General features: G+C 68.2%; 20 protein-coding genes. 8 read left to right on the top strand and 12 right to left on the bottom strand.

The window, feature by feature from the left end; genetic code table 11:
* Positions 1–171: 171 nt before the first annotated feature.
* The gene (locus FG99_RS15560; RefSeq protein ID WP_043270900.1) at positions 172–2,094 is read right to left on the bottom strand and encodes a DEAD/DEAH box helicase; all 1,923 of its coding nucleotides are present in this window, start codon (positions 2,092–2,094) and stop codon (positions 172–174) included.
* An 85-nt stretch (positions 2,095–2,179) separates the two neighbouring features.
* Positions 2,180–3,457 carry a beta-ketoacyl-ACP synthase II gene (gene fabF, locus FG99_RS15565; protein WP_043270902.1) on the bottom strand — a complete coding sequence of 426 codons (1,278 nt, stop codon included), beginning with the start codon at positions 3,455–3,457 and terminating at the stop codon, positions 2,180–2,182.
* Positions 3,458–3,611: 154 nt separating this feature from the next.
* On the opposite strand from fabF, the gene FG99_RS15570 reads away from it, so the two are divergent.
* Positions 3,612–4,097: a GFA family protein gene (locus tag FG99_RS15570; protein WP_009623540.1), complete on the top strand. Its 486-nt coding sequence runs from the start codon at positions 3,612–3,614 to the stop codon at positions 4,095–4,097.
* Here the strand turns inward: FG99_RS15570 and egtB are convergent.
* Complete coding sequence (gene egtB / locus FG99_RS15575) at positions 4,094–6,211, bottom strand: ergothioneine biosynthesis protein EgtB (protein ID WP_043270904.1); 2,118 nt, start codon at positions 6,209–6,211, stop codon at positions 4,094–4,096. The two genes, FG99_RS15570 and egtB, sit on opposite strands and share 4 nt — an antisense overlap.
* Positions 6,212–6,479: 268 nt before the next feature.
* Here egtB and bla point away from each other — a divergent pair, with 268 nt between their 5' ends.
* The 3 genes from bla (at position 6,480) to FG99_RS15590 (ending at position 8,060) form a co-directional block, all read left to right on the top strand.
* On the top strand, positions 6,480–7,361 hold the full coding sequence (bla, locus tag FG99_RS15580; RefSeq protein WP_043270906.1) for a class A beta-lactamase: 882 nt from the start codon (positions 6,480–6,482) through the stop codon (positions 7,359–7,361).
* 143 nt (positions 7,362–7,504) lie between these two features.
* Complete coding sequence (locus FG99_RS15585; RefSeq protein WP_043270908.1) at positions 7,505–7,777, top strand: type II toxin-antitoxin system Phd/YefM family antitoxin; 273 nt, start codon at positions 7,505–7,507, stop codon at positions 7,775–7,777.
* On the top strand, positions 7,755–8,060 hold the full coding sequence (locus FG99_RS15590) for a Txe/YoeB family addiction module toxin (protein ID WP_051878951.1): 306 nt from the start codon (positions 7,755–7,757) through the stop codon (positions 8,058–8,060). The genes FG99_RS15585 and FG99_RS15590 overlap by 23 nt, the downstream gene beginning before the upstream one ends.
* A gap of 18 nt (positions 8,061–8,078) precedes the next feature.
* On the opposite strand, the gene FG99_RS15595 is transcribed toward FG99_RS15590, so the two are convergent.
* Both FG99_RS15595 and FG99_RS15600 read right to left on the bottom strand, forming a co-directional pair.
* Entirely contained in the window at positions 8,079–8,546 is a 468-nt protein-coding gene (locus FG99_RS15595) for an RES family NAD+ phosphorylase (protein ID WP_043270912.1), read from the bottom strand.
* A complete protein-coding gene (locus tag FG99_RS15600) occupies positions 8,546–9,004 on the bottom strand; it encodes a type II RES/Xre toxin-antitoxin system antitoxin (protein WP_043270914.1) in 459 nt (152 codons plus the stop codon). The genes FG99_RS15595 and FG99_RS15600 overlap by 1 nt, the downstream gene beginning before the upstream one ends.
* A gap of 471 nt (positions 9,005–9,475) precedes the next feature.
* On the opposite strand from FG99_RS15600, the gene FG99_RS15605 reads away from it, so the two are divergent.
* Positions 9,476–9,835, top strand: coding sequence for a multidrug/spermidine efflux SMR transporter subunit MdtJ (locus FG99_RS15605; RefSeq protein WP_009623553.1), 360 nt, complete (start codon positions 9,476–9,478; stop codon positions 9,833–9,835).
* The gene (gene mdtI, locus FG99_RS15610; protein WP_009623555.1) at positions 9,829–10,158 is read left to right on the top strand and encodes a multidrug/spermidine efflux SMR transporter subunit MdtI; all 330 of its coding nucleotides are present in this window, start codon (positions 9,829–9,831) and stop codon (positions 10,156–10,158) included. Before FG99_RS15605 ends, mdtI begins: the two co-directional genes overlap by 7 nt.
* A 368-nt stretch (positions 10,159–10,526) precedes the next feature.
* Here mdtI and gabP read toward each other — a convergent pair whose 3' ends face one another.
* The 5 genes from gabP to glaH all read right to left on the bottom strand — a co-directional run bounded on the left by gabP (position 10,527) and on the right by glaH (position 17,225).
* Positions 10,527–11,927 carry a GABA permease gene (gene gabP / locus FG99_RS15615; RefSeq protein WP_043270916.1) on the bottom strand — a complete coding sequence of 467 codons (1,401 nt, stop codon included), beginning with the start codon at positions 11,925–11,927 and terminating at the stop codon, positions 10,527–10,529.
* A 143-nt stretch (positions 11,928–12,070) separates the two neighbouring features.
* Positions 12,071–13,345 (bottom strand): 4-aminobutyrate--2-oxoglutarate transaminase, encoded by a 1,275-nt coding sequence (gabT, locus tag FG99_RS15620; RefSeq protein ID WP_043270918.1) that lies wholly within the window; start codon positions 13,343–13,345, stop codon positions 12,071–12,073.
* A gap of 35 nt (positions 13,346–13,380) precedes the next feature.
* Positions 13,381–14,829, bottom strand: coding sequence for an NADP-dependent succinate-semialdehyde dehydrogenase (gabD, locus tag FG99_RS15625; RefSeq protein WP_043270920.1), 1,449 nt, complete (start codon positions 14,827–14,829; stop codon positions 13,381–13,383).
* Between the two features lie 31 nt (positions 14,830–14,860).
* Positions 14,861–16,126: an L-2-hydroxyglutarate oxidase gene (lhgO, locus tag FG99_RS15630; RefSeq protein WP_043270922.1), complete on the bottom strand. Its 1,266-nt coding sequence runs from the start codon at positions 16,124–16,126 to the stop codon at positions 14,861–14,863.
* 121 nt (positions 16,127–16,247) lie between these two features.
* Positions 16,248–17,225: a glutarate dioxygenase GlaH gene (gene glaH, locus FG99_RS15635; protein WP_043270924.1), complete on the bottom strand. Its 978-nt coding sequence runs from the start codon at positions 17,223–17,225 to the stop codon at positions 16,248–16,250.
* Between the two features lie 193 nt (positions 17,226–17,418).
* Here glaH and csiR point away from each other — a divergent pair, with 193 nt between their 5' ends.
* Together csiR and FG99_RS15645 are read left to right on the top strand one after the other, a co-directional pair.
* Positions 17,419–18,120: a DNA-binding transcriptional regulator CsiR gene (gene csiR, locus FG99_RS15640; RefSeq protein ID WP_024128569.1), complete on the top strand. Its 702-nt coding sequence runs from the start codon at positions 17,419–17,421 to the stop codon at positions 18,118–18,120.
* A gap of 242 nt (positions 18,121–18,362) precedes the next feature.
* Entirely contained in the window at positions 18,363–19,406 is a 1,044-nt protein-coding gene (locus tag FG99_RS15645) for a class I SAM-dependent methyltransferase (RefSeq protein ID WP_043270926.1), read from the top strand.
* 288 nt (positions 19,407–19,694) lie between these two features.
* On the opposite strand, the gene FG99_RS15650 is transcribed toward FG99_RS15645, so the two are convergent.
* Positions 19,695–20,714: an AraC family transcriptional regulator gene (locus FG99_RS15650; RefSeq protein ID WP_043270928.1), complete on the bottom strand. Its 1,020-nt coding sequence runs from the start codon at positions 20,712–20,714 to the stop codon at positions 19,695–19,697.
* A 157-nt stretch (positions 20,715–20,871) separates the two neighbouring features.
* Positions 20,872–22,053 (bottom strand): vWA domain-containing protein, encoded by a 1,182-nt coding sequence (locus FG99_RS15655; RefSeq protein WP_009623572.1) that lies wholly within the window; start codon positions 22,051–22,053, stop codon positions 20,872–20,874.
* Positions 22,054–22,153: the final 100 nt, after the last annotated feature.

Genomic DNA, 22,153 nt, shown 5'->3' on the forward strand with positions numbered 1-22,153 from the left:
CGGCAACACCTGGCTATCAGGATGACGCGGGACATATAGCCGCTCAGAACCAGTCCCCTCTCCCTTCAGGGAGAGGGTTAGGGAGAGGGAGCGGACCCAAACGACGCAGCGGAACCTCCGGCGAACATCCATTCGCGAGCAAGCTCGCTCCTACGAAAAGCCAGAACCCTCTCAGCCCTTCCTCGCCAACAACGCCGCCGCCCCCTGCGCCTTGCGCGAGTACCAGAACACCCGGCTCACCCCCCGCGTCACGGCCACATAGGCCAGGCGCAAGCTCTCATCCTGCATCGCCTGGTCATAGCTGTTGCGGAAGAACCCGCTGTGCGCATACAGCACGTTGCGCAACGGATGGCGCTCCGGCGGCGCGCAGTCGTCGATGATGATCGCCACCTCCGCCTGCAGGCCCTTGGCGCGGTGGATGCTCATGGCCTTCACCGGCAGCTTGGCGTCGAGTTGCGCCTGGATCTGCTGCAGCGGCTCGTTGCGCCGGCTCAGCAGCATCACCGCGGTGCTCTCGCGGCTGCCGCGCTGGGCCACGTGCTCGCACTGGGCGCGGATGTCGGCCACCAGCCTGGGCAGGTCGCGAGCCAGGTCGAAGCGGGTTTCCACGCGCACGCCATGGTCGCCCGGCTGCATCGGCTTGAAGGCGCGGCAGGTCTTGGCCTGCTTGAAGTTCACCTCGGCCAGCACCGACTCGGCGTCGCGGATCACCGGCTCGATGCTGCGGTAGTTGGTCTCCAGCAGCAGCACCGTGCTCTGGCGGCTGCGGCCCTTGCTGGGGAAGTGCTTGTCGAAGTCCATGAACAGCTCCGGCGAGCTGCCGCGCCAGCCGTAGATCGACTGCCAGTCGTCGCCGATGGCCATCAGGCTCGGCGCCTTGCCGCTGCGGGCCAGGAAACGGTGCAGGGCCTGCAGCCAGAGGACGATCTGCGGCGAGATGTCCTGGAACTCGTCGATCAGCAGGTGCGTCATCGGCTCGGCCGCTTCGAGCTTCGCCTCGCCCTCGGCAAAGCGCTTGGTCAGTTGCTGGAAGGCGGCGTTGAAGGTGGTCAGGCGCTGGCGGTTGAGCAGGGCCAGGAAGAAGCTCCAGTAGATGGCCAGGGCCTCGAGGAAGATCTTCTCGCGGGTCGAGCAGTCCAGCTCGGCCACCTTCAGGTCCTGCGGGCGCAGGCCGAGGCTTTCCATGAAGCCGGCCTGGGTGTGGAAGACTTCCACCAGCGGCGCCTCGACGAACTCGCCGGGCAGGCGGAACGGCTGGACCGGCGCCGGGCCCGGCACTTCCTCCGGCTTCTCCAGGCCCAGCAGGCGGTGGACCTTGGCGCGGAAGGCGCCGTTGACCGCGTAGCATTCCTCGTAGGCCTCCAGCAGCAGGCGCTGCTGCGCCGGGCGCAGGCGGCCGCCGGTGAGGGGGTTGTCCGGCTCGTCGGGGTTGCGCTCCTCCAGTTGCTCGAACCAGCGCTGCTTGCCCAGCAGCTCGCGGGCCTGCACGCCCATGGCCGAGTGGAAGGTGCGCACGCATTCGCGGGCGCGGGCCATGTCGAAGGGGTACTGCCAGAAGGCGAGCACGCGCACCAGTTGTTCGCGCAGCTGCGCGCAGGAGGCGTTGGTGAAGGAGATCACCGTGACCTTGTCGGCCTCGATCCCCAGGTGGCAGAGCATGAACACCAGGCGCAGCACCAGGGTGGTGGACTTGCCCGAGCCGGCGCCGGCGAAGATGCGCGCCAGCGGCTGGCGGCAGAGGATCATCGCCCACTGCTCGTCCGACGGCGGGCTGACCACGCCGGCGCTGACCGCCTGGCGCACCCGCTCGCGCATCGCCTCGACCTGTTCCGGGCGCACCGCCAGGGCGCGCGCCGGATAGATGCCGGCGGAGCCTTCCGCCGCAGGCTTCTCGCCCGCCTCGGCCTTGGGTTTGCGCGGCGCGCGGGGCTTGGCCGCGGCGCCGTCCTGCTTCCGCGCCGTGGCGCGCGGTTTCTTCGCCGTTGGCGCCTGGGCGGCCTCGTTCTGCTCGCGCAGGTAGGCGGTGGTGCGCGGGAAATACCGCGCCAGGGATTCGGACAGCAGCAGTTTGTAGCGCCTTACGGCAGACAGCATCGGAAGGCTCCGGCCCTGGAGGATGTCGCTGAATGATAAGGGGTTTCAGTGACGATCCGACAGCGCCGGGCGCCTTGCGTTCGCCTCAGGCGCCGGTCCAGCGGCGCAACAGCACGCTGGCGTTGACGCCGCCGAAGCCGAAACCGTTGGACAGCGCGTATTCCGTCTGCAGCGCCCGCGGCGCGCCCCGCACAAGGTCAATGCCGGCGGCGGCTTCGTCCGGCTCGTCGAGGTTGAGGGTCGCCGGGGCCAACTGGTCGCGCAGGGCCAGCAGGGTGAAGATCGCCTCCAGCCCGCCGGCCGCGCCCAGCAGGTGGCCGGTGGCGGACTTGGTGGCGCTCACCGCCACCGAGCCGGTGTCGCCGAACACCGCGCGGATGGCCGCCAGCTCGCCCTTGTCGCCCACCGGCGTGGAAGTGGCGTGGGCGTTCAGGTGGCCGATCGACGCCGGGTCGATGCCGGCCTGGGCGATGGCCAGTTGCATGGCCCGGCGCGCGCCGCTGCCGTCTTCGGGGCCGGCGGTCAGGTGGTAGGCGTCGGCGCTGGTGCCGTAACCGACCACTTCGGCCAGGGGCTGCGCGCCGCGGGCCAGGGCATGTTCCAGCGACTCGATCACCAGCAGCCCGGCGCCCTCGCCCATGACGAAGCCGTCGCGCTGGCGGTCGAAGGGCCGCGAGGCCTGCTGCGGCCGGTCGTTGAAGCCGCTGGACAGCGCCCGCGCCGCGGCGAAGCCGCCCAGCGCCACGCGGTCGATGGAGGCCTCGGCGCCGCCGCACAGGGCGACGTCCGCCTCGCCGGTGCGGATCATCCGCGCGGCATCGCCGATGGCCTGCACGCTGGCGGCGCAGGCGGTCACCGGCGCGCCGATCGGCCCCTTGAAGCCATGGCGGATGGACACGTGGCCGGCCGCCAGGTTGACCAGGAACGACGGGATGGTGAACGGCGACAGGCGCCGCGGCCCGCGCCCGTCGGTGGTGCGCACGGCGTCGGCGATGGCGCTGAAGCCGCCGATGCCCGAGCCGATCACCGTGGCCGTGCGTGTCTGCCCGCGCTCATCCTGGGGCGCCCAGCCGGCCTGGGCCAGGGCCTCCTCGGCGGCGGCCAGGGCGAAGAGGATGAAGCGGTGCATCTTTTTCTGCTCCTTGGCCGGCGCGGCGCGCTCGGCATCGAAGCCGGCCTCGGCGTCCACGGCGAGGTCCGGCACCGGGCCGCCCACCTCGCAGGGCAGGTCGCGGACGAATTCGTCGGCCAGCCGGACGATGCCGGAGCGCCCCTGCAGCAGGCGCTGCCAGGCCTTCTCGGTGCCACATCCGAGGGGGCTGACCACCCCGGTCCCGGTTACCACGATGCGTTGTACGGCCATGATTTCACCTGCATGGGGATGGCTTTGCCATCATTGAATTACGACCAACATATAACATCCCGGGCGAGCCGACCATCCGTCGTCGCGCCCGGCGCGGCGGGGCGCGATCGACCACCCTTGCCCGGGTCCCGTATCCCTACAGAGGAGATCAGCCATGCGACTGGAAGGTTCCTGCCATTGCGGCGCCGTGACCTTCAGCCTGGAGAGCGCCCACCCCTATCCCTACCAGCGCTGCTACTGCTCGATCTGCCGCAAGACCCAGGGCGGCGGGGGCTACGCCATCAACCTCGGCGGCGACGCCGCCAGCCTCAAGGTGCGCGGGCGCAAGCACCTGCGCGTCTACCACGCCAAGCTGCGCGAGCCCGGCCAGCGCACCCGCACCAGCACCGCCGAGCGCAACTTCTGCGGCGAATGCGGCAGCGCCCTGTGGCTGTTCAGCCCGGAATGGCCGGAACTGATCCACCCCTTCGCCTCGGCCATCGACACCCCGCTGCCGGTGCCGCCGGAACACACCCACCTGCTGCTGGACTCCAAGGCCCCCTGGGTGGAGGTGGAAAAGCACCCGCGCGACCTGTACTTCGACGGCTACCCGGAGGAGTCCATCGCCGACTGGCACCGGCGCCTGGGGCTGGAGCGCTAGGCCTGCAGGCGGAACACCGCGAAGGCCGGCTCGGCGCTGGTCCAGTGCTCGCGCACCAGCCAGCCGCCGCGCTCGGCCAGCGTGCGGAAGTCGTCGATGGCGTACTTGTAGGAGTTCTCCGTGTGCAGGCGCTCGCCGGCGCGGAACAGGTACTCCATGCCGGCTATGCGCACGCGCTGCTCGACGCGGCTGACCAGGTGCATCTCGATGCGGCTGTGCTCGGGATTCCAGAAGGCCAGGTGGTCGAAGCGGTCGAGCTGGAAATCGGCGTCCAGCTCACGGTTGATGCGCTGCAGCAGGTTGAGATTGAAGCGCGCGGTCACGCCCTCGGCATCGTTGTAGGCGGCCTCCAGCACTTTCACGTCCTTGCGCAGGTCCACCCCGACGATGAAGCTCGCCCCCGGCCCCAGCAGTTCGTGGACGCCCTGGAGGAAGGCCAGGGCCTGCTCCGGGGCGAAGTTGCCGATGGTGGAGCCGGGGAAGAAGCCCAGCCGCGGGCCGTCGGCCAGCGCCGGGGGCAGCGCCTCCAGGCGGGTGAAGTCGGCGCACAGGGGCTCGACGCGCAGCGCCGGGTAGTCGCGCTGCAGGCGCGCGGCGGCCTTGTCCAGGGCCGCCGGGCTGATGTCGATGGGCACGTAGCGGCGGATCTGCGGCGCCGCGTCCAGCAGCAGGCAGGTCTTCTCGCTGGCGCCGCTGCCGAACTCCACCAGGGTGCAGTCGGCCGGGATGCGCTCGGCCAGGTCCGGGGCGATGCGCTTGAGCAACGCGGTCTCGCTGCGCGTGGGGTAGTACTCGCGGGTGCGGCAGATGGCCTCGAACAGCTCGGAGCCGGCGGCATCGTAGAAATACTTGGGCGAAAGCTGCCGCGGCTGCAGCGAGAAGCCCGCCTCCAGGTCCTCGGCCAGCTCGCGGGCGCGCGGGTCCAGCGCGGCCTGTTCGGGCAGGTCGCGGGCCAGGCGCAGGCCGGCGAACATCCAGCGCTTCTCGGGGTGGAAGAAGTTGCGGTAGCTGGGCCGCGAATGCCCGGCCGGGGTGATGCAGGCGCCGCCGCGCAGGACCATCTGGCTGACCATGAACTTGCCGTTGTACTCGCCCACCGCCCCGGCGCCGGGACGGAAGCCCGGGTACGCCGCATAGGCGCTCTGTGTCCACTGCCAGGCAGCGTCGTAGAGCTGGCGCAGGCGGCCATCGCGGGCGGCCACTTCCCATTCCATTTCGGTGGGCAGGCGCGCGCCGGCCCAGTTGGCGTAGGCGCTGGCCTCGTAGTAGCTGACGTGCAGCACCGGCGCGTCGAGGTCCAGCGGGCGCAGGCCGGCCAGGCCGAACTCGTGCCAGCCGTCGTCCTGCCGTCGCCAGTACAGCGGCGCTTCCCAGCCCTCCTCCTGCACTTTGGCCCAGCCGTCGGACAACCAGAACTCCGCGCGCCGGTAACCGCCATCCTCGATGAACGCCAGCCACTGCCCGTTGCTCACCAGCGACTCGGCGATCTCGAAGGGCGCCAGGAAACAGCGGTGCGCCGGCGCCTCGTTGTCGAAGGCGAAACCCTGGCCGTCATGGCCGATGCCCAGCAGCCCGCCCTGGATCGCCAGGAAGCGCTGCGGCCCGCAGGCCGGGGGCGCATATCCCTCGCCATAGGCCGGCGCCAGCGGCGACAGGCTGAACAGGTGGAGAATGTCCATCAGCAGCAGTTCCTGGTGCTGCTCCTCGTGGGCCAGGCCCAGGCGCACCAGGGCTTCCAGCTCGGCGTCGGGTTCCCCGTCCAGCAGCGCCTGCATGTGCTCGTCGACGTGCAGCCGGTAGTCGAGCACCCGGTGCAGCGGCGGCCGCGTCAGCATTCCCCGCTGCGGCCGCGGCTGGCGAGCGCCCAGAGCCTCGTAGTAGGAATTGAACAGGTAGCCGAAGCTGGCGTCGAACTCGGCGTAGCCGGCCAGCCGCGGCTTGAGCAGGAAGGTCTCGAAGAACCAGGTAGTGTGGGCGATGTGCCACTTGGCCGGGCTGGCGTCGGGCATCGACTGGGCGACCGCGTCCTCGGCGCCGAGGGGGGCGATCAGTTCCTCGCTGTGCCGCCGCACCTGGCGGTAGGCATCGAGCAGGGATGGGGCCTTGCTGGACATGGGGTGGTCCCCTTTTCCGTGGGCGGGTTCGGAACGCGGGCGGTCATTCGTTCTCGGGGCTGACCTTCTCCGGGTGGAAGGCGCCGCTGCGTCGCACTCATCGGGTTCGAGCCGCGGCCCCGGTCAAAGGTTGCAACGAATTGTCGCCGGGGCCGCACCTTTTCAGGGTAGAAGCGCTCGCCGCGCCGGCCGGGAAAAACCGATGGGCGTGCCCGCTTGCCCCACCCCGCCCGGCTGGCCGATAGTCGCGCATCGACAAGGAGGCAGCATGTTCAGCAGAAGACAGATCAACCGCGCCATGCTCCTGGCGCCCCTGGCCGGCCTGCTCGCCGGCACCGCGCGGGCGGAGGGGCAATCCACGCTGGAGCGCCTGCAGCAACTGGAACGCGACAGCGGCGGGCGCCTGGGCGTGGCCGTGCTCGACACCGGCGACGGCCGCCGCTTCGGCCTGCGCGAGGACGAGCGCTTCCCGCTGTGCAGCACCTTCAAGCTGCTGCTCGCCGCCTGCGTCCTGGCCCGCGTAGACCGCGGCGAGGAGCAGTTGGCACGGCGCATCGTCTACAGCCAGGCGGATCTGGTGGAGTATTCGCCGGCCAGCGAGCGCCACGTCGGCCAGCCGGGCATGAGCGTCGCCGAACTCTGCGAGGCGGCGATCACCCTGAGCGACAACGGCGCCGCCAACCTGCTGCTGGCCAGCCTGGGCGGCCCCTCCGGCTTGACCGACTGGCTGCGCAGCACGGGCGACAACGTCAGCCGCCTGGACCGCAACGAGCCCACCCTCAACCAGGCCCTCCCGGGCGATCCGCGCGACACCAGCACCCCGCGAGCGATGGTCGCCACCCTGCAGCGCCTGCTGCTGGGCGACGTCCTGCAAGCCGCCTCGCGCGACCAGTTGAACGCCTGGCTGGCAGCCAACAAGACCGGCGACAAACGCATCCGCGCCGGCCTGCCAACGGGTTGGAAAGTCGGCGACAAGACCGGCACCGGCGAGCGCGGCACCAGCAACGACGTGGCCATCCTCCGGCCGCCGGGCCGCGCGCCGATCCTGGTGGCGGCCTACCTCACCGGCAGCCCGGCTCCGGCGGAAAAGCGCGATGCGCTGCTGGCGGAGGTTGGACGGCTGGCGGCGGGGTTGGTGGAGCAGCCATAGAACGCAGCAACACTAGCAATGGCTGCGCTTGATCAAAGTACAACGTTCTGTACAATCCTCTCGTCCAGCACAGGATCAGCCATCCGCAATCCATTCCCGTCGGAAGATTCAATCAGCCCTGGCTTCGCCAGGAGGTACCCGCCATGCAAATTCTGACATTCAGCCAAGCGCGAGCCAGCCTGAAACAGGCCATGGATGACGTATGCCGCGACCATGAGCCGACTGTCATCACCCGGCAAAGAGGCGAACCTGTAGTTCTGCTTTCGCTGGAGGACTACAACGGCATGCGCGAGACCATGTACCTGCTGCAGTCCTCGGCCAACGCACAACGGCTGCATGAATCCATCGAGCAGTTACGAGTCGGCAAGAGCGTGCCAAGGGAATTGAGCCTCAGTGACGACGCAGAAGAAACGTAACAAGGCCGGCGCCCGAAAGACGGTCTCAGTGGCTTTCACCGATCACGGCTGGGATGACTACCAATACTGGAAGGGCCAGGATCCGAAGATATCCGCAACCCTGGACCGGCTCATCGGCGAGTGCCTGCGTACCCCCTTCAGCGGCACCGGCAAGCCCGAAGCGCTGAAGGGCAATCTCAGCGGGCTCTGGTCCCGCCGCATAACCCGCGAACACCGGCTGGTCTACCTGTTCGAAGACGGCCAACTCTTCATCGTGCAATGCCGCTACCACTACGACGGCTGACTCGCCTTCTCCATCGGCTCAACCGCGCGCCTGGAACATCCGCTCGTCATACATGAAGTCGTAACTGTCCTCGACCCGCACCCGGCTCATCGCCGGGTGCCGCGGGTTGAGCAGGAGGTTCCACTCCAGCGGCAGCACCGCCGAGGGCACTATCAGACCGAGCTGTTCGCCGGCCAGCAGCCAGCGGGTGCCGTAGTCCCTGCTCGGGCGGTCCGCCGGCAGGCTGTTCCAGCCCTCGGGCAGGTCCCGGGGATCGGGCTTGAGGTAGAGGTCGTCGCCTTCCGGGAGCCGGAAGGCGGTGATCTTCATCGGGAAGGTCGGCCGGCCGCTGGCGTGCACGAAGGTTTCCAGGCAGCAGATGGCCGGCGTCAGGCCCAGGTAGACGACCGGTACGTCACGATGACTCCAGCGCCCGCCGAGGATGGCCGCGCCCTGGCCGCTCAGGTCGCCGGCCCGGGCCGCCTTGGCGACGCGCCAGGCCCGCATCAGGCGGCCCCGCCCCACTCCAGCGCGTGCAGCACGCGGCGTACCTGGTTGGCGCCTATCTCGGTGTCGCAGAGGCTCAGCGGCGTCTGGCCGCCAAGGGCCTGGTTGGGGCGCGCCAGCCACTGGGCCGCGGCGTCCTTGTCTTCGAACACCTGCTCGGCCAGCACGGCCACCGAGGCCAGGCGGTCGAGGCGCTCCGAGGTGACCAGGTCCAGCGCCTGGTCGGCCTTCTTCTTGCGCTCGTAGGTGGACAGGGAGATGTTGAACAGCTCGACGAAGCCGGGGCCGCTGATGCGGAAGGTATCGCGCACCGATTCGACCCAGCGCCAGCTCAAGCCGTGGCGGATGTGCTGCAGCCGCTGGGCCTCGGTGAGGCTGGCATGGTCGTGCACCAGATGCCAGAACACCGGGGACGGCGAGTCGCTGCGACGACGATCTTCCGTCTTGATGGCCAACATGCAACCTCATCAAATGATGAAAAATTAACCTTCAAATGAAGGCTACTCCTTTCCGGCGGTTTTGCCCAGCCAGGATGCCGGGAGCAGGCGGGCGCACAGCACAATGAACAAAATATTGCACACCCATCTTGAACAGAAGACTTCCTGCCTGGGCCTCCTCACAAGAAAATAATGAGTTCCTGCGCCATCGACTCATTGCTTGAGTCTATCGATTTGCCAATCTTCCTAAGTTCAGGCAATATAGTGTTCATTATGTTGAACATCACGATTCAAACCCTCTTCACTTCCCGCCTGGTCTCCCGCGAGCGCCACTGGACCGGCGATCTCTAGCGCCCTCCCTCGAAGTCACGTCTTTGGTGACGATGTACCCGAGCCTATCGCTCGCCCTGCGTCACCTCCCCCGCTCCGACTTTCCGCCTGGCCGCACGTGCAAACGTGGGGGTAGCGGCTTGCCCAAGGGAGGGCTCGCTCATGCGTTCCTGGATCTATCTGTTCGCCGCCATCGGTTTCGAAGTGGTCGGCACCACTTCGATGAAACTCACCACCACCCTGGCCCCGTTCTATGGCCACCTGCTGATGTACGCCATGGTCGGCCTGTCGTACTACTTCCTGTCGCTGGCCATCAAGCGCGTGCCGGTGGGCGTGGCCTATGCCCTCTGGGAGGGCATCGGCATCGTCCTCATCACCCTGGTCAGCGTCGCCTGGCTGGGCGAGAACCTGGCCCCGGAGAAGGTCCTGGGCCTGGCCGTGATGATCGCCGGCATCCTGCTGGTGAAGTCCGGCACCCGCAGCAAGCGCGAGCCGTCCGCAGAGGAGGCCGTCGCATGCTGAGCCTCGATTGGGTTCCATTCGCCTGGCTGGGCCTGGCGATCGTGTTGGAAGTGATCGCCAACCTGCTGCTGAAGTACTCCGACGGCTTCCGCAGGCGCGCCCTGGGCGTCACCTCGATCCTCTGCGTGCTGGGCGCCTTCTCGGCCCTGGCGCAGGCGGTGAAGGACATAGAACTGTCGGTGGCCTACGCGGTGTGGGGCGGCTTCGGCATCCTCGCCACCGTGGCCATGGGCTGGGCCCTGTTCGGCCAGCGCCTGGTGTGGCGTGGCTGGCTCGGGTTGGGCTTGCTGGTGGCAGGGATGGCGCTGCTGAAGCTGGCCTGAGGAAACGAAAACGGGGCGCCGCATTGGCGCCCCGTTTTCGTTTGGGAGTGACGGATACCTGTGGGAGCGGGCCCTGCCCGCGATTTCGCGCGCAGGGCGCGCTCCTACAGGGGAATGGCGCGGGTGGCGCAGCGTAAGCGGATCTCATCCGCGAATCGCGCCGGGATGGCCGGCTATCGCGGACAAAGTCCGCGGTTGAACTACGTGCCTCACGGAAACCTGTAGGAGCAGGCCCTGCCTGCGATTCGCGCGCAGGGCGCGCTCCTACAAGGGCACGGCGTATGGGCGACCTGTAGGAGCGAGCTTGCTCGCGAACCAACCCCGCAGCGGAGCCGTTCGCGAGCAAGCTCGCTCCTACGAAAAGCCCATCAGCGCTCGGCCACGCTCAGGCGTGTGGCGCCCTGCTCGCCACGCGCGCGGCGGCGGGTGACCAGCAGGCCGGAGCAGACGATCAGCACGCTCAGCAACGCGGTGGCGGTCACTTCCACGCGGTGGTCCGGGCGCAGCAGCATCAGCACCAGGACGCCGACGATGAACAGGATCACGCCCCAGGTCAGCCAGGGGAACAGCCACATGCGGTACTGCGGCACCTGGCCCTCGGCGTTCATGCGCTTGCGCATGCGCAGCTGGGAGATGGCGATCACCAGGTACACCAGCAGGGCGATGGCGCCGGAACTGGCCATGAGGAAGCCGAACACCTGGGCCGGCACCAGGTAGTTGGCGATTACCGTGGCGAAGGCCGCGCCGGTGGACAGCAGCACCGCCACCACCGGGGTGCCGGCGCGGCTGGTGATGCGCGCGGCGGCCGGGGCGTCGCCGCGGCTGCTCAGCGAGTAGAGCATGCGCGAGGCGGTGTACAGCGACGAGTTCAGGCAACTGGTCACCGAGGTCAGCACCACCACGTCGATCAGCGCCTTGGCGTGGGGCACGCCGAGCACTTCCAGCACGGTCACGTAGGAGCCGTCGGCGGCCAGGCGCGAATCGGTCCAGGGCACCAGGGCAACGACGATGAAGATCGACAGGATGTAGAACAGGGTGATCCGCCAGATCACCGAGTTGGTGGCCTTGGAAATCTGCTTTTCGGCCGCGTCCGATTCGGCGGCGGCGATGGTCACCACTTCCGCGCCGAGGAACGAGAACATGGTGATCAGCATGGCGCTGAGCACCGCGCCGAAGCCGTTGGGCATGAAGCCGCCGTTGTCCCATAGGCGCGACACGCCGCTGACCCCGGTGTTGGGCAGCAGGCCGAGGATGGCGCAGGCGCCGAGGATGATGAAGCCAACGATGGCGATCACCTTGACCAGGGCCAGCCAGAACTCGAACTCGCCGTAGTTCTTCACGCTGAACAGGTTGGTGGCGGTGAGCAGCAGGGTGATGGCCAGGGACAGCACCCAGATGTCCAGCTGCGGCACCCAGCTGTTGATGATGGTGGCGGCGATGTTCGCCTCGATGGGGATCACCAGGACCCAGAACCACCAGTACAGCCAGCCGATGGTGTAGCCGGCCCACTTGCCGATGGCGCGGTCGGCGTAGGTGGAGAAGGAGCCGGTGTCGGGCGACGCCACGGCCATCTCGGCCAGCATGCGCATGACGATCACCACCAGGGCGCCGGCCAGCATGTACGCGAGGATGGCCGCGGGACCGGCCTCGGCGATGGCGCGGCCGGAGCCGACGAACAGGCCGGCGCCGATCACGCCGGCGATGGACAGCATGGTCACATGCCGCGATTTCAACCCATGGCTCAGGTTGTTCTTGTTGAGCTGTTGCATGGTCTCACCTTGTAAAGCTGCGTCCCTGCGGCGGAAATGGCCCGGCCCACCCGTGCGTGGGCACGGGCGGGTACGGGGTCCGTCATTGTTCTCTTCGGCGCGGCCCCTTCAGGGAAAGGGGCCGCGGGGCACGCGGATGAACCTCAGGCCAGCTCGTCGAAGCACTCGCCGATGATGCCCAGGCCGCGCTGCAGGTCGGCGTCGCTGACGGTCAGCGGCACGAGGATGCGCAGGACGTTGTAGTAGGTGCCGCAGGACAGCAGCACCAGCCCCTTGTCGCGGGCCTTGGCGACGATCGTCGCGGTCAGCTCGGCGGCCGGGGTCTGGCCGTCGGCTTCGAACAGTTCCACCGCGACCATGGCGCCGAGGATGCGCACGTCGCCGACGCTGGCGTGGCGCTCGCCGATCTGGCGCAGGCCGGCGCCGAGAATCTCGCCCACGGCCTGGGCGCGCTGCAGCAGGTTTTCTTCCTCGAAGGCCTCGATCACCGCCAGGGCGGCGGCGCAGGAGATCGGGTTGCCGGCGTAGGTGCCGCCCAGGCCGCCCGGGGCCACCGCGTCCATCAGCTCGGCCTTGCCGGCCACGCCGGCCAGCGGGAAGCCGCCGGCGATGGACTTGGCGAAGGTGGTCAGGTCGGCGGCGACGCCCATCTGTTCCATGGCGAAGAAGGTGCCGGTGCGGCCGGCGCCGGTCTGCACTTCGTCGGCGATCAGGACGATGCCGTGCTCGTCGCACAGCGCGCGCAGGCGCTGCATGAAGTCCTTCGGCGCCGGGTTGAAGCCGCCCTCGCCCTGCACCGGCTCGAGGATGATCGCGGCGATGTCGCGCGGCTGCGCGTCGTTCTTGAAGATGCGCTCGATGCTGGCGATGGCGTCGTCCACCGACACGCCGTGCAGGGCGTTCGGGTACTGCGCGCGGAACACGCCGCCGGGCATCAGGCCCAGGCCGGCGGAGTACGGCACGACCTTGCCGGTCAGGGCCAGGGTGTAGTGGGTGCGGCCGTGGTAGGCGCCGGTGAAGGCGATCACGCCGCTACGGCCGGTGGCGGCGCGGGCGATCTTGATGGCGTTCTCCACGGCTTCGGCGCCGGTGGTCACCAGCAGGGTCTTCTTCTCGAAGTCGCCGGGAACCATGCCGTTGATTTTCTCGGCCAGGGCCACGTAGCCCTCGTAGCCGAACACGTGGAAGCAGGTGTGGGTCAGCTTGGCCATCTGCGCCTGCACGGCGGCCATCACCTTCGGGTGCAGGTGGCCGGTGTTGAGCACGGCGATGCCGCCGGCGAAGTCCAGGTACTCGCGGCCTTCCACGTCCCAGATGGTGGCGTTCTCGGCGCGCTCGGCATAGATCTGGTGGATTTGGCCGACGCCGCGCGGGATGGCGGCCATGCGCCGTTCTTGCAGGCTCTGGTTGCTGTTCATAGCTGTCTCCAGGTCAGGAATGGGGTGGCCGCGGCTTACACGCCGATGCACAGGTATTTGATTTCCAGGTAGTCCTCGATGCCGTACTTGGAGCCTTCGCGGCCCAGGCCCGAGGCCTTGATACCGCCGAAGGGGGCGACCTCGTTGGAAATGATCCCGGTGTTGATGCCGACGATGCCGTACTCCAGCGCCTCGCCGACGCGGAACACGCGGCCCAGGTCGCGGGCGTAGAAGTAGGCGGCCAGGCCGAACTCGGTGTCGTTGGACATGGCGATCACCTCGGCCTCGTCCTTGAAACGGAACAGCGGCGCCAGCGGGCCAAAGGTCTCTTCCTTGGCCACGGCGGCGTCGTTCGGCACGTCGACCAGGATGGTCGGCTCGAAGAAGGTGCCGCCCAGGGCGTGGGGCTTGCCGCCGGCAACGACCTTGGCGCCCTTGCCCACGGCGTCGGCGATGTGTTCCTCGACCTTGGCCACGGCCTTGGCGTCGATCAGCGGGCCGGTGGTGATGCCCTGCTCCAGGCCGTTGCCGATGTTCAGCTTGGCCACGGCGGCCTTGAGCTTCTCGACGAAGGCGTCGTACACGCCGTCCTGGATGTACAGGCGGTTGGCGCAGACGCAGGTCTGGCCGTTGTTGCGGTACTTGGAGATCAGCGCGCCTTCCACGGCGGCATCCAGGTCGGCGTCATCGAAGACGATGAAGGGCGCGTTGCCGCCCAGTTCCAGGGAGACTTTCTTGATGTCCTTGGCGCACTCGGCCATCAGTTGGCGGCCGATTTCGGTGGAACCGGTGAAGGTCAGCTTGCGCACGATCGGGTTGCTGGTCAGCTCGCCGCCGACCTCGCCGGCGCTGCCGGTGACCACGCTGAACACGCCTTTCGGGATGCCGGCGCGCTCGGCCAGCTCGGCCAGGGCCAGGGCGGAATACGGCGTCTGCGAAGCGGGCTTGAGCACCATGGTGCAGCCGGCGGCCAGGGCCGGACCGGCCTTGCGGGTGATCATCGCCGAGGGGAAGTTCCACGGGGTGATGGCCGCGGTGACACCGATGGGCTGCTTGATCACCATCAGGCGCTTGTCCGGCTGGTGGCCGGGAATCATGTCGCCGTAGACGCGCTTGGCCTCTTCGCCGAACCACTCGAGGAAGGAGGCGGCGTAGGCGATCTCGCCCTTGGCTTCGGTCAACGGCTTGCCCTGTTCGAGGGTCATCAGGCGAGCCAGGTCGTCCTGGTTCTCGATCATCAGCTCGAACCAGCGGCGCAGCTTGTTGGCGCGCTCCTTGGCGGTCAGCGCGCGCCAGGCCGGCAGGGCGCGGTCGGCGGCCTCGATGGCGCGGCGGGTCTCGGCGGCGCCCATCTTCGGCACGCTGCCGATGATCTCGTTGCTGGCCGGGTTGTTGACCTTGAGCGTCTGGCCGTTGTCGGCATCCACCCAGGCGCCGTCGATGTAGGCCTGCTGGCGGAACAGGCTGGAGTCTTTGAGTTGCACGCGTTCTTCCTCGTTATCGGTGGCGGGCGGCTCAGCCGGCGGCCCGCAGATTGCTGTCCAGGGTGGTGTCCGGGGTGGCGGCCTTGGCGAAGTTGCCGCCTTGGGCGGCGACCTGCTCGCGGACCTTCTCGACGATGTAGGCGCCGATCGGGATGGCCGAAGTGGCGGCCGGCGACGGCGCGTTGCAGACGTTGACGCTGCGCCTGGTGTTGACGAAGAGGAAGTCGTCGATCAGCTTGCCGTCGCGGGAGACCGCCTGGGCGCGCACGCCGGCCGGGTACTCGGTGAGGTCGCTCTTGACGATGCTCGGGCAGTACTTCTGCACTTCCTTGAGGTAGCCGCCCTTGAACAGCGAGTTCTTCATCTCGATCAGGCCCGGGCGCAGGTTCTTCGCCAGCACCTTGAGGATGCCCGGCGAGGTCAGGGTCTCGAACAGGTCGGAGAAGCTGACGTCGGTCTTGCGGTAACCCTCGCGCTTCATCGCCAGCACGGCGTTGGGGCCGACGGTGACGGTGCCGTCGATCATCCGCGTCAGGTGCACGCCGAGGAACGGCATGGACGGGTCGGGGATCGGGTAGATCAGGTGGTTGACGATCTGGTTGTGCTGCTTGGGCAGCAGGTAGTACTCGCCGCGGAACGGGCAGATGATGAACTGCGGCTCCAGGCCCAGCATGCGCACGATGCGGTCGGCCATCAGGCCCGAGCAGGTGACCAGGTAGCGGCCGCGGAATTCGTTGTCGGTGGTGCGCACCACCACTTCCTCGGCGCGCTCGTCCAGCGCCGTCACCTCGGCGTTGTAGCGAATCTCGCCACCGGCGGCCTGGAACTCGCGGCCCATGGCGGCGGTGACTTCGGCGTAGCTGACGATGCCGCTGGAGGGCACGAAGATGCCGCCCATGCCGACGATGTTCGGCTCGCGTTCGCGCAGCTCGCCGGCGCTCAGCCAGTGGCGCTCCAGGCCGTTGGCCGCGGTGCGTTCCCAGAGCGCCCGCATGCGCTCCATCTCCAGCTCGTTGGTGGCCACCAGCAGCTTGCCGCATTCGTCGTAGCGGATGCCGTGCTTGTCGCAGAAGGCCTTGGTGGCCTTGTTGCCGGCCAGGCAGAACTTCGCCTTGAGGCTGCCGGGGGTGTAGTAGACGCCGGCATGGATCACGCCGCTGTTGTGCCCGGTCTGGTGGTGCGCCGGGCCGGATTCCTTCTCCAGCAGGAGGATCTTCGCGTCCGGGTAGACCTGGGTGAGTTGCATCGCGGTGGACATACCGACGATGCCGCCGCCGATGATGATGAAATCGTACACAGCCATTACCTCGCGCACTGGCTCAGCTGAAAAAGACCCACAGGAGCGGGCCGCCGGCGAAGACCGTGCGCGGACCTTCGCGGGCGAGCCCGCTCCTGTGGCAAGGGTGACGCTGTCGGAATTACTGGCCGCGCTGGTACAGCGGTTTCTGGTAGGCGATGTAGCCGCGCTGGCGCATCAGCTCGCGGCGCAGGCCCTCGTGCGGGGTGAAGCGGTCGCGGCCGTGCAGCCAGAACAGGTTGTTGATCAGCAGGAAGCAGCCCTGGGGCACCGGCACCGAGAGCTTGGCCGGGCTGGTCTCCAGGGAGTCGGACAAGGCGTTCAGCCAGATGCCTTCCTCGAAGTCCTTGGGCTGCACGAACTGGTCGATGTAGCGCATGGTCGGGCGGCCTTCGGCGTCGCAGTCGAACACCGCGTGGAACACGTCCTCGCTGACCTTCTTGCTCGGCGGCGCGGTCCAGCGCATTTCGCGGCGGGCCAGCGGGTGGCGGTAGAACTCGTCCAGCTCGTTCCAGTCGTCCAGGTGCAGCAGCAGGGAGTCGCCGCCCTCCATGTTCTTCTCTTCGATCTTCATCATCAGCACGTAGTCGGTGATCTGATTGACGAAGGTGCCGTCGTTGTGCAGCTCCATCACGCGGTGCGGCTGGCGCAGGTAGCTGTCGGAGTTGTCGCTGTTGACCACCACGAAGCGGGCGTAGAACTGGCCGCTCATGGCGTCGTAGTTGGAACGGCCGATCAGGTGCGCGATGGCGGTGGAGAACTTCACCATGTCCTCGGCCTGGGCCACGTCGTCCAGGCCCTCGGGCTTGACCAGCATGCCGCCGGTGGCGCGGTCGAGGATGGTGTTCAGCAGCACCGGGCGCAGGGTGCCTTCGCACAGCTCGTCGAGGATCTGGGCGACGCGGAAGCGCAGGAACGACTTGTACTCCAGGGCCTGCACCGGCCATTGCGCTACCGCCTCGACGAAGGCCTGCACGGTTTCACGGGCGAAGGTCAGTTCCAGCAGGCGCGGCGACTGCGCCGAAGGCGCGACCGAGTAGCCGCGGGTCTCCAGCGGCAGGGGCATGGCGAGGTCCTGGATGGAGGTGAAGGCGTTCATGGCGGTGTCCTGGCAATGATGGGGTGGCGCCGTCCGGCAATGACCTGGATCAGGCGGGCAGGAGAAAAGTATCGTCACAAACTAAAAATGTCTACATTTTTATTTTTCGACGACAAATAGACGTCCTGTCTATTGTTTTTCGTCCATACGACATTTGGGTATGATCCAGCGCAAATCCCCACAGGAGCTGGATTTGGAAGCGATCGCCCCCCGTCAGAACTCGGCCGTCAGCGGTTACGAGTGGCTCAAGAAGGACATCATCCGCGGCGTCTTCAAACCCGGCGAAAAGCTGCTGATGAGCACCCTGAAGGAGCGCTACGACCTGGGCGTGGGCCCGCTGCGCGAGGCCCTGTCGCAACTGGTGGCGGAGCACCTGGTGGTGGCCATCAGCCAGAAGGGCTACCGCGTGGCGCCCATGTCGCTGGAAGAGATGCAGGACATCTACGACGCCCGCGCCAACCTGGAAGCGATGATCGTCGGCCTGGCCATCCAGCGCGGCGACGACGCCTGGGAAGCGCAGGTGCTGGCGCACTCGCACACCCTGGCCAAGGTGGTGGAGGTGAAGACCCGCGAGCAGCGCCTGGACGTCTGGGACGAGCGGCACAAGGCCTTCCACACCGCCATCGCCCAGGGTTGCGGCTCCAAGCACCTGCTGCAGGCGCGCACCTACCTGTTCGACCAGGCCGAGCGCTACCGCCATCTGTGGCTGACGCACACGGTGTTCTCCGAGCAGGCCCTGGAGCTCAAGCGCCAGGAGCACGCCGCGCTGGTGGAGGCGATCCTCGCCCGGGATGCCGCCAAGGCCAGCGAGATGATGCGCAACCACCTGATGACGCCGGTGCCGATCATCGCGCAGATCATGCGCAACGGCGGCCTGGGCGATTCCGCTCGCTGACGCCGGGCGTCGGCCGGCGCCACCCGCCGCGGCCGCAGCGCTAGACTGAAACGACGCCCCGCCGAGGGGCCGCCCGCCCCGGGCCGGCAATGACGCGCGAACCGCGGCTGCCGGCACGCGCCCGTCCCGGGCCGGCGCCTGCCCTGCCCCGCTGTTCGCCGCGCGTATGGAGAACCGGCACCTCCCGCCATCCACCCGGAGCCCCCGCCGCCGCGCGGGCGCCCGACAGCGGAGGAGTTGCCATGGACGAAGCCAAACTCAACGACTTCATGGGCCGCCTGGTCGCCGACATGGGCGGCGCGGCCATGCTGGCGAACGTCATCCTCGGCGACGAACTGGGCCTGTACCGGGCCATGGCCGACAACCAGCCGGTAAGCCCGCAGGCCCTGGCCGAGCGCACCGGCTGCAACCCGCGGCTGCTGCGCGAATGGCTCAGCGCCCAGGCCGCCGCCGGCTACCTGGAGCACGAAGGCGGCAACTTCCGCCTGCCCGAGGAACAGGCCATGGCCCTGGCCATCGAGGACTCGCCGGTGTACGTGGCCGGCGGCGCCGGCGTGCTGGCCTCGCTGTACCAGGACAAGGACAAGCTGCTGGCCGCCATGCGCGGCGACGGCGCCCTGCCCTGGGGCGACCACCACCCCTGCCTGTTCCGCGGCACCGAGCGTTTCTTCCGCCCCGGCTACCGCGCGCACTTGGTGGACGAGTGGCTGCCGGCGCTGGACGACGTGGTGGCCAAGCTGCAGAACGGCGCAAGGGTGGCCGACATCGGCTGCGGCCACGGCGCTTCCACGGTGATCATGGCCCAGGCCTTCCCGGCCTCGCGCTTCGCCGGCTTCGACTACCACGCGCCTTCGGTGGAAACCGCCAGCCAGCGCGCCCGCGAGGCCGGCGTCGAAGACCGCGTGGCCTTCTCCCAGGCCAGCGCCAAGGACTACCTGGGCGAATACGACCTGATCTGCTACTTCGACTGCCTGCACGACATGGGCGACCCGGTGGGCGCCGCCCGCCACGCCTTGCGCCACCTGGCGCCGGACGGCACGGTGCTGCTGGTGGAGCCCTACGCCGGCGACCGCCTGGAGGACAACCTGACGCCCATCGGCAAGCTGTTCTACGCCGCCTCGACCTTCATCTGCACGCCCAACTCGCTGTCCCAGGAAGTGGGCCTGGGCCTGGGCGCCCAGGCGGGCGAGGCGCGGCTGCGCGCGGTGTTCGAAGAAGCCGGGTTCACCCGCTTCCGCCGGGCGGCGGAGACGCCGTTCAACCTGATCCTGGAGGCGCGGCCATGAGTGGTCGATCGTAGGAGCAACTGTCTTGCAGGCCGCGCCGGGCTGCTCTTCGTAGGAGCGGGCCCTGCCCGCGATTCGCGCGCAGGGCGCGCTCCCATGGGAATGGCGCGGGTGGGGCTGCGTAGGGCGTATAACCGTTCGCGGTTATCCGCCGCCTCACCTTTCTCATCGACCCTGCCTCGGTCGATCCGGGGGAATGCGTGACCCACGCCAAGCTCGACACCGAGCGAGCCGGTAACCAAGGTCAAACGGCGGATAACGCCGTAGGCGTTATGCGCCCTACGGGTTTCAGGCGCGGAAATGGCTCGGCGGCTGGCCGCTCCAGCGCTGGAAGGCGTGGCGCAGGCTAGCGGTTTCGCTGAAGCCGAGTTCCTCGGCGATGCGGTAAATGGGCATGTCGCCGCCCTGCAGCAGTTCCTTGGCGCGGGCGAAGCGCAGTTCGTCGAGCAGTTGCTGGTAGCTGGTCTGCTGTTGCTGCAGGTGCCGGCGCAGGCTGCGCGAGGAGCAGTTCAGGCGCCGCGCCAGTTCTTCCAGGCCCGGCGGCGACTGCAGGCGCTCGCCGAGGATGCCGCGGACCTTGTCCAGCCAGGCGCGGCGGGCGGCCAGGTCGACGTTCTGCCGGCGGCACTGTTCGAGCATCTCGCGGTGCGTCACCGGGTCGGCCAGCGGCAGGCGGCGCTCCAGCCAGGCGGCGGGGAAGCCGAAGGCGCTACGCGAAGCGCCGAAGCGCAGGCCGCAGGCGAAGCCTTCGGCGTAGGCGGCCTCGCGCTCGGGCGGGCCGGCATAGTCGAACTCCGCGCACAGCAGCTCCAGCGGCTGGCCCAGCAGGTCGCCGCAGGTGACCTTCATCGAGCCCAGGCACAGTTCGGTGTTGAACGGCCGCAGGGCCTCGTCCTCGCTGTAGCCGGTGGCCACCAGCCAGGCCACCTCGCCTTCGACCTGCAGCGCCAGGTGGAAGTAGGTGCCCAGCAGCACCGGGTAGCTCAGGCCGATGCGCAGCGCCTCGCCGAGGGTCGGCGCGGAAAGCAGCGCATAGCCCAGCAGGCCGTAGGCGGAAATCCGCGTGCGCAGGCCCAGGCGCAGGCCCAGGGCGGGTTCGGCGGCCAGGCGCTCGGCGTTGGCGAACACCTGCTGCTCCTGCCAGGGGCTGACCAGGCGGCGCAGGTCCACCAGGTCGGCGGCGGTGATGCCGCTGCCTTCGAGGATGCTGTCGCACTCATGGCCTTCGGCTTCCAGCAGGGAAACCGTCAGGGTGGTCATGTGCAGGGAGTTGAGCCAGGTGTTGCGGGAAAAACTGGTTCCGGTCATGTCTTGCCCATCGGTGCGCTGCGCCGTGCCCGCGATGTTACCGTCGCGGGCATGGGATTTGGCAAGGCAAAGGCGGCAATTGCAGGAGCGGGCCTTGCCCGCGATTCGCGCGCAGGGCGCGCTCCTACAGGGGAGCGCGATGGTTGGCGCAGCGGGTTCACCCGCGCGAAAGGAAGCGCATCCCCTCTTCCAGCCCGCGCAGGGTCAGCGGGTACATCTGGTCCTTCACCAGTTCGCGCACCAGGTTGGTGGAGGCGGTGTAGTTCCAGGTGTCCTTCGGGTACGGGTTGATCCAGATGAGCTTCTTGTACTTCTCCATGAAGCGCTGCATCCACACGTAGCCGGCTTCCTCGTTCCAGTGCTCGACGCTGCCGCCGGCCTGGGTGATCTCGTAGGGCGCCATGGCCGCGTCGCCGACGAACACTACCTTGTAGTCCGGCCCGTACTTGTGCAGCAGGTCGAAGGTGGCGGTGCGTTCGCTGGTGCGGCGCAGGTTGTTCTTCCACACCGACTCGTAGATGAAGTTGTGGAAGTAGAAGTATTCCAGGTGCTTGAACTCGGTCTTGCAGGCCGAGAACAGTTCCTCGCAGACCTTCACGTGGGCGTCCATGGAGCCGCCGATGTCCAGCAGCAGCAGGAGCTTCACAGTGTTGCGCCGCTCCGGGCGCATCTGGATGTTGAGCAGCCCGGCGTCCTTGGCCGTGTGGTCGATGGTGCCGTCGATGTCCAGCTCTTCCGCCGCGCCCTCGCGGGCGAACTTGCGCAGGCGGCGCAGGGCGATCTTGATGTTGCGCGTGCCCAGCTCGACCTGGTCGTCGAGGTTCTTGTACTCGCGCTGGTCCCAGACCTTGGCCGCCTTGCCCTGGCGCTTGCCGGCATCGCCCACGCGGATGCCCTCGGGGTTGAAGCCGCCGGAGCCGAACGGACTGGTGCCGCCGGTGCCGATCCACTTGTTGCCGCCGGCGTGGCGTTCCTTCTGCTCCTCCAGGCGTTTCTTGAACTCCTCGATGAGCTTGTCCAGGCCGCCCAGGGACTGGATCTGCGCGCGCTCCTCGTCGGTCAGCAGGCGCTCGAACTCCTTGCGCAGCCATTCCTCGGGGATCAGCGCCTTGAGGTGGTCGTCGAGCTTCTCCAGGCCCTTGAAGTAGGCGCCGAAAGCCCGGTCGAACTTATCGAAATGGCGCTCGTCCTTCACCATGATGGTGCGGGCGAGGTAGTAGAACTCGTCCATGTCGGCGAACACCACGCGCTGCTGGAGCGCGTTGATCAGGTCCAGCAGCTCGCGCACCGACACCGGCACCTTGGCCGCGCGCATTTCGTTGAACAGGTTGAGCAGCATGGCTGCACCCTCGTGTATTCGTTGACACCCAAAATCGTTCCAGGGGCGGCGAGCTAGAGCCAGGCAAGGCGGGGGGGGGGGGGGGGGGGGGGGGGGGGGG

The sequence above is a fragment of the Pseudomonas sp. AAC genome (genome assembly GCF_000725445.1).
GTDB classification, from domain to species: Bacteria; Pseudomonadota; Gammaproteobacteria; order Pseudomonadales; family Pseudomonadaceae; genus Pseudomonas; species Pseudomonas citronellolis.